The 7,345-nt window shown below is 66.9% G+C and carries 4 protein-coding genes and 1 pseudogene; 1 reads left to right on the top strand and 4 read right to left on the bottom strand.

Translation table 11 applies throughout. From position 1 onward, the window contains the following. Window positions 1-523 precede the first annotated feature (523 nt). Together CV1CTNOD_RS02885 and CV1CTNOD_RS02880 are read right to left on the bottom strand one after the other, a co-directional pair. Entirely contained in the window at window positions 524-1,249 is a 726-nt protein-coding gene (locus CV1CTNOD_RS02885) for a response regulator (RefSeq protein ID WP_131784618.1), read from the bottom strand. Beyond that, window positions 1,246-2,934: a sensor histidine kinase gene (locus CV1CTNOD_RS02880; RefSeq protein WP_131784617.1), complete on the bottom strand. Its 1,689-nt coding sequence runs from the start codon at window positions 2,932-2,934 to the stop codon at window positions 1,246-1,248. The genes CV1CTNOD_RS02885 and CV1CTNOD_RS02880 overlap by 4 nt, the downstream gene beginning before the upstream one ends. Before the next feature lie 173 nt (window positions 2,935-3,107). On the opposite strand from CV1CTNOD_RS02880, the gene dctA reads away from it, so the two are divergent. After that, entirely contained in the window at window positions 3,108-4,451 is a 1,344-nt protein-coding gene (gene dctA / locus CV1CTNOD_RS02875; protein WP_131784616.1) for a C4-dicarboxylate transporter DctA, read from the top strand. A gap of 144 nt (window positions 4,452-4,595) precedes the next feature. On the opposite strand, the pseudogene CV1CTNOD_RS02870 reads toward dctA, so the two are convergent. Together CV1CTNOD_RS02870 and CV1CTNOD_RS02865 are read right to left on the bottom strand one after the other, a co-directional pair. After that, window positions 4,596-4,955 (bottom strand): annotated as a pseudogene (locus tag CV1CTNOD_RS02870) (hypothetical protein); the annotation flags it as partial. 38 nt (window positions 4,956-4,993) lie between these two features. Then, the gene (locus tag CV1CTNOD_RS02865) at window positions 4,994-7,054 is read right to left on the bottom strand and encodes an ATP-binding SpoIIE family protein phosphatase (RefSeq protein WP_207386148.1); all 2,061 of its coding nucleotides are present in this window, start codon (window positions 7,052-7,054) and stop codon (window positions 4,994-4,996) included. Window positions 7,055-7,345: the final 291 nt, after the last annotated feature.

The following is a 7,345-nucleotide window of genomic DNA, read 5'->3' as shown; positions in this document are numbered from 1 at the left end:
GCGGCCCATCGCGTGCAGCGCCCCGGTGATCGCGAGGTAGGAGATGTCGTGCCCGGCGGTCGGCGACAGCGGGCCGTCCTGACCCCAGCCGGTCATCCTGTCTCCGGCCTCAGCTGGGTGGGGAGCCGATCGCGGCTCGTGAGCCTCAGCCTAACCAGGGCTATTCACGCCAATTCTTGTTGATCTGACGGATCGGGCCGGCCAATGACGGGAAAGTGCCCCGACCTGGGAGGATACGGGTATCTGAAGTCCACGTCGCCAACAAGATCAGAAGGCACTTTCCCGGGAAAGTTTACGGGCTGGTCCACGGGGCTGCCGGTCGAGATCGGTGGCCGTGACGTCGTCGGCATTGTTGCATTCGCGTGCACTGACAGATCTTGGCCGCAAATTTTCCGGTGCCGAGGCTCACCAACACAGCTCCGGGCGGCTGATAGCCCCACTGATTGGGGTACATGAGCGCGTCTGACGGGAAGATCTGCGGTGAAGATCGACTACGATCGACGAATGCAACAGTGCCGGCCAATCAACTGCCTGTCCACCGGTAGAGGTATTCCGGACGTCCGGAGCTGCCGTAGCGGCTCGAGCGTGTCGCCAGTCGTTGATCGGCGAGTCGTTCCAGGTAGCGCCGTGCGGTGACGCGTGAAATGCCGACCGCGGTCGCCACGTCCGCGGTGCGCATATCCGCCGTGCCAGGTTGGGCGTCGGCCTTACGCAGGCAGCTGACGACGGCGTCCAAGGTGTCCGTCGACAGTCCTTTCGGCTGTTGGACGGTGTCGAGTTCGGCGCTGCGTAACGTCGCCAGGGCGCGGTCGACGTCGCGCTGGCCGAGTAGGTCCAGGTCGGCGTCCGCAGTGACCTGCATCCGATAGGCCGCGTACCGTTCGAGGCGGTCACGGAACGCGGCGAAGGTGAACGGTTTGACGATGTACTGGACCACCCCGTATGCAACCGCCGACCGGACCGTGGGCAGGTCGCGCGCCGAGGTCACCGCGATGATGTCCATCGGTGCGCCGCCACCGCGCAGGGCGCGACAGATGTCGAGCCCGCCGATGTCGGGCAGGACGAAGTCCAGCAGTACGAGATCGACGTTACCCAGGCCGGCGAGGCGGAGTGCGTGGCGGCCGCTGGTGGCGACGCCGGCGACGACGAACCCGGGAAGCCGTTCGACGTAGCTGCGGTGCGCGTCTGCGATGATCGGGTCGTCCTCGACGACCAGGGTGCGGACGGGCTCGCCGGTCACGGTAGTCATGGCGTCGTCAGGCCGGCAGTTGCGCGTCGTGCCGGCTCTGTCGCGTCCTGCCGAGGGATGCGGACAGTGAACACCGCGCCGCACTCGCGCCCCACCTCGATCTGGCCGCCGTGGCGCCGGACGACCTGGCGGACCAGGGCGAGCCCGAGGCCGCGTGCTCGACCGTGTCCCCCGTCGCCGCTCGACGTGCTCGCCTTGGTGGTCCAACCTCGTTCGAACGCCGCCGCGACCTGCGACGGGTCGAGGCCGGGACCGCTGTCGGCGACCCGGACCATGAGGCCGTCGTGGTCGCTACACACGGCGACTGTCACCCGCCGTGGGGGATCACCGACTTCTGCGGCTTCGATCGCGTTGTCGATGAGGTTGCCGACGACCGTCACAAGCTCCGCCGACTCGACGTCGAACATCTCGAATCGGGTGTCGTCGGTGATGACGAGGTCCACGCCTCGCTCGGCCGCCTGGGCGGTCTTGCCGAGCAGCAACGCCATGAGGACGGGCTCGTCGACGGCGCCGAGCAGCCGGTCAGTGAGCTGCTGCGACCCGGCGAGCCCGGCGGTGGCGAACTCGACGGCCTCGTCCAACCGGTCGAGCTGCACCAGGGCCACCACCACGTGAAGCTGGTTCGCGGCCTCGTGGCTTTGGGCACGCAACGCGTCAGCCAGGCCCCGCACGGCATCAAGCTCGCCGGTCAGCGCCCGCAGCTCGGTGGTGTCTCGGACCGTCACGACGCTGCCGAGCGGCTTCCCGTCACGGACGGTGGGTTGCGCATTGACCGCAAGCATCCGGTTGCCGGCGAGCAGCACCTCGTCCTCGGCCTGGCGACCACTGCCGAACAGCTCCGCCGTGGCTGGATCGAGGCCGAGTTCCGCCACCCGCCGGCCCTGGGCGTCCACCGGAAGATCGAGCAGCCGGCGGGCCTCGTCGTTGGCCAACAGCACCTTGGCCTGGTCGTCGATGATGAGAACCCCCTCCCGGACGGCGTGCAGCACCGTGTCGTGGTGTTCGTACATTCGGGTGATCTCCACCGGGCCGAGGCCGCGAGTCTGCCGCCGAAGGCGTCGGTTGACCAGCACCGTGCCGCCAACCGCGAGCGCGAGCGCACCCAGTCCGGCAGCCAGCAACACCGGCAGCTGGCGGCCCGCAGTCTCGCTGATGTTGGCGACTGTGATGCCCGCGGCGACCAGGCCGACGACCGTCCCGTCGCCTGTGGTTACCGGCACGACCGCTCGTACCGACGGGCCCAGCGTCCCCGAGTAGGTCTCGGTGAACGCTACGCCTCGTAGTGCCCGTTCGATGTGGCCGAGGAACGGCTGCCCGATGCGACTCGGGTCGGGGTGGGTGTAACGCGTTCCAGCCGGGTTCATCACGACGAGGAAGTCAACCCCGGTCCGGACCCGGGCGGCCTCGACCAGTGGCTCCAGCGTGGAACTCGGCTCGGTCGATCGCAGCGCGGCGACCATGCCTGGAACGTGGGCGAAGGTCTCCGCGACCGCGACGACGCGATCCACCGCCTGACGTCGCGCTGTGTGCCGAGCCTGGAGCACCGACGCGGCGACCGCGGCCACGACGAGCAGCACCACTAGCGTGACCTGCAGGACGAGCACCTGACCCGCGATACTGCGGCGACCCCGTAGCGCGCCGCGACCACCGACGCGCTCGGGGGCACCGCTGGACGAACCGGTCATCGGCCCAGTATGCAGACGGCCGTGGAGCAGTACCAGGCACGAACGAACGCTCCCGTTCCGGGCAGGCATGAACACTACGACCGAAACCGCGACCTTTGGTGTTAGTGCGGTCACCGTAGCTGCCACGCCACGAGGGCGGGCAGCACGGTGGCCCGTCCGACAAGGAGGTTGCCATGGCCGCGTCAGCGTCACCGTCAGCGTTAGAGCCACCGACGGTCGGCAGACCGTCGTCTGCTGTACGCTCGGCCCCCGGACGACGCAAGTGGTACCGCCAGATCTACGTCTGGGTACTGGTAGGCATCGTCGCGGGGATCCTGGTGGGCAATTTCGCGCCCGGGGTCGGTGTCGACCTGCAACCGCTGGGAACGACCTTCGTCGACGCGATCAAGATGGTCATCGCTCCGATCGTGTTCTGCACGGTTGTCGGCGGCATCGCACAGGTTGAGAACCTTCGCAAGGTGGGCCGGGTGGGGCTGAAGGCCGTCATCTACTTCGAGCTCGTGACGAGCGTGGCCCTGGTCCTCGGACTCGTCGTGATGAACGTGCTGCGACCTGGTGACGGCGTACACGCCGACCCGGCCACGCTGACGGTGAACAGCACCGTCAGCGGTTACATCTCGCAAGGCACGTCGCAGGGCTGGGGCGACCATCTGGCCGACCTCGTGCCGGACAGCGTCGTCGGCGCCTTCGCCGATGGCAAAGTCCTTCAGGTGCTGTTTTTCGCCGTGCTCTTTGGCATCGCGCTGAATCTTGCCGGAAAGCAAGGAGCCGCGATCGCCGGCGGGGTCGAGCGAGTCGGCCGCATCATGTTCGGAGTTCTCCGGATCGTCATGTACGCGGCACCGGTCGGTGCGTTCGGCGCAATGGCTTTCACCATCGGCAAGTACGGCCTAGACACCCTCACCAGTCTCGGAAAGCTTGTCGCGGTCTTTTACGGAACGTCGCTGTTCTTCGTCGTCGTCGTGCTCGGCACGATTGCCAGCACTATAGGTGTGAACATCTTCAAGCTGCTCCGCTACATCAAAGAAGAGCTTCTGGTCGTTCTCGGGACGTCGTCCTCCGAGTCGGTCCTTCCACAGATCATGAGTAAACTCGAGACGCTCGGCGCGCCGCGCCAGGTAGTCGGGCTGACCGTGCCCACTGGATACTCGTTCAATCTGGACGGGACCTGCATCTACCTCACACTCGCCACCCTTTACCTCGCGCAGGCCGTCGGGGTCGACCTCTCGCTCGGAGAGCAGCTCACCATCGTGGGGGTGCTGCTGCTGACCTCCAAGGGCGCCGCCGGGGTCACTGGGTCCGGGTTCATCGTCCTCGCGGCGACGCTGTCGACGGTAGGCACGATCCCCGTCGCGGCCATCATGCTGATCTTTGGCGTCGACAAGTTCATGTCCGAGTGCCGGGCGCTCACCAACGTCTGCGGTAACACGCTCGCCACCCTCGTCGTCGCCAGGTGGGAGGGCGTGCTCGACAAGGACCAGATGCGCAGGGCGCTGGACGGGGTCCGCGGGACGTGACCAACGTGCCCAGCCTGGTCGACGTCCCCGAGCCGAACCAGACGCCTGCACCGGTGTCTGCACCGGTGTCGGCGGCTGTGCCGGCACCCGCCGAGCCGACCCTGTGGGGTGTCAGAACTCGGCCACCGGCGTTGACCTGGGCTTTTAGGCGGCTCGTTCGTATTCGTTGACCAGGCCACCGAGGACGGGTCGGCGTTTGATCCGTTCCTTGGTCAGGTCGGCGACGGGATGGTCGGGCCGTGGTGGCTGGAGGTCACGGCCGCGGTGCGGGCGTCGTCCGTTGTAGTGCCGCGCGTACTCGGCCAGGACGGCGCGTAGGTACCGCTCACCAAAAATCAGCATCCGGTCGGTGACCTCGGTCCGGACCGTCAGGACGAAGAAACAATACAGACGCTGGAACGTCACGGCGCAATCCACATGGAAGAGGTCCGCCGCCAGCATGGACGATGCCTGCACGCGGAGGAACTGCCGCCGCGTCGCGTCGGTCTGCCGCTTCGGTGCCGGGGCGTCAAGTAGCCTGCGTCAAGTGGCCCGCATGGCTTCTACGTGGCGATGTCGAGTTGGAACCAGACGGTCTTGCCCGTCAGGGTGGGTCTGGCGCCCCACCGGGTGGCGAGCTGGGCGACCAGTTGCAGGCCTCGCCCGCCCTCGTCGTCGCTCGTGGGATGCAGGAGGCGGGGTACCCGGCTGTCACGGTCGGAGACCTCGACGTAGACGGCGTGCCGACCACGGCGCAGGACGAGATCGCTGGATGTTTCCGCGTAGCGGATCGCATTCGTGACTATTTCGCTGACCAGCAGTTCGACGGTGAAGGCGGCATCGGCGATCCCCCAGCTGTTCAGCGCGGCCATGGCGACCTCCCGCGCGGTCCTCGCAGCCTGGGGTTCGGGGGCGAGCGTGACCGCTGCGGTCATGGCCGTGTCCGTGGCGCGCACGAGCAACAGCGCAACATCGTCGTCATAGCCTTCGCTGCGGTCGATGAGTCCCAGCAGGCGGTCCGCGGTTTTTTCAAGACCTTTCAGGCAGGCTGGCTGCCCGGGTGAACCAGGACGATCGGACAGGCCGGGGGTGCGCAGGACACGCTGGAGACGTCGGCAGCCTTCGTCGATGTCGATCGACGGGGATTCGACCAGACCATCGGTGAACAGGGCGAGGATGGAACCCCTCGGTAACGGGTACCGGGTCTCCGTGAACGTCTGACCGCCGACCCCGAGGATGATGTCGCTTTCACCGTCCAGGAACACGACTCCGTCGTCGGGGCGGACCAGTGCCGGCGCCAGGTGGCCGGCGTTGGCCAGGCAGATCGTGCTCGTTGCGGGTTCATAAAGGGCGTATATGCAGCTCACCAGGGTTTCCTCAGGGCCAGTGCCGAGGGTCTGCACGAGACCGTCGAGATGGGTGAGGACCTCGGCCGCGGGTAGGTCGAGGGCGGCGAAAGCGCGGACGGCGGTCCGGACCCGTCCCATGACGACGGCGGCGGCCAGTCCGCGGCCCATCACGTCGCCGATGACGAGGGCTGCTCGGCCGGCTGACAGCCCGATGACGTCGAACCAGTCGCCGCCGACTTCGGTGCCGGCGGTGCCGGGCTCGTAGCGCCAGGCGATGTCGAGGCCTTCGACGATGGGTGTGTGGTGTGGCAGCAGCCCGCGTTGCAGGGTGACGGCTGCGGAACGCTGGCGCTCGTAGGCATAAGCGTTTGCCACCGCGTTGGAGATCCGGCTACCCAGCTCCTCGGCGGTCTGCACATCCTGTTCTGTGTAACGAGGCCGGGGTGGAGCGATGCCGAAGTAGGCCACGCCGAAGAACTGCCGGCCCACCAGCAGCGGAACCACGATGGCCATATCGATCGCCATCTGCTCGAGGCGCGCCTTTGCGCTGAATGTGTATGGATCTCGGACATGGACGCTGCGCTTCACGCGATTGTCCATGTGGAAGAGTACCGGCCGACGGGTGGCGAGCGCCTGATGGGCGGGATTGTCCCTGTCGACTTCCATGGGCACGCCGATGGTCTCCACCTCGTCCGACCGCGGGGAGGGGAAGGGCAGTCGTTTTGCCGACACGAACCCGCGCAACGTCAACCGCTCCGGCCTCGCGTCCGCGTTGAGGGGTTCTTCGGCGAGGAAGACGTCGCAGTTGTCGGCGAACTCGGGGACGACGAGGTCGGCGATCGCTTCCACCGTGTCGGCCAGTTTCAGGGATGCGCCGACCAGTCCGCTGGCTCGGCCCAACAGACGCAACCGCTGCTCGACCGCATCCCGTTTCGCCTCCGCCCGGCGCTGGTCGGTCACGTCGACCACGGAGACACCCACCGCCACCACGGTGCCGGCGTGATCCTGTATGGGATAGTGGGAGACCCGCCAGACATGATGGTCGGGTCCGGTCGCCGGAGTCCGTCCGGTGAGCTCCACGTCGAGAATCGGTTTCCCGGTGGCCAGGACCTGCCGGACCACCTCCCACGCGTGGGGTTCCACCTCGGGGAGCAGGTCGGATATGGCCCGGCCGCCGAGATCAGTAGCGGAAAGACCGTTCATGGCCGATATCGCCTGGTTAATCCAGAGCACCCGCATCTCGGCGTCCATGACCAACAAGCCGATCGGAGCCACGTCCGCCAACGACGAGATCGACACAAGGCGATCCCACGGGTCCGTCGCGGCGTCCCGATGACCGGGAATGCCGCTACGGCGGATCACCGGTGGATGTGAGTCGCAACGTCGCGACATTGGTTCCATGCGACTGCCATTGTGGTCGGATGTCCGGCGGTCAGCGGGCATGAGATCGGAAGAGGATGTTGTCGTGTACGGCTATGGCGCAGGGCGCACCATTTGATGCTGCCCGTTGCGAGGTGGAAGCAAACACGCGAAGTGGGTACTACTCGACCAGAGTCTGTTGCGTTC

Source organism: Protofrankia symbiont of Coriaria ruscifolia (assembly GCF_900634745.1).
Taxonomy (GTDB): Bacteria; Actinomycetota; Actinomycetes; order Frankiales; family Frankiaceae; genus Protofrankia; species Protofrankia californiensis.
Note: the sequence above shows the minus strand (reverse complement) of the source record. Positions and strands in the feature narration are given on the sequence as shown.

What these genes read in the sequence shown, in the direction of transcription:
- CV1CTNOD_RS02885 (WP_131784618.1), bottom strand. Translation starts at nt 1,249, where the DNA reads ATGACTACCGTGACCGGCGAGCCCGTCCGCACCCTGGTCGTCGAGGAC.
- CV1CTNOD_RS02880 (WP_131784617.1), bottom strand. Translation starts at nt 2,934, where the DNA reads ATGACCGGTTCGTCCAGCGGTGCCCCCGAGCGCGTCGGTGGTCGCGGC.
- dctA (WP_131784616.1), top strand. Translation starts at nt 3,108, where the DNA reads ATGGCCGCGTCAGCGTCACCGTCAGCGTTAGAGCCACCGACGGTCGGC.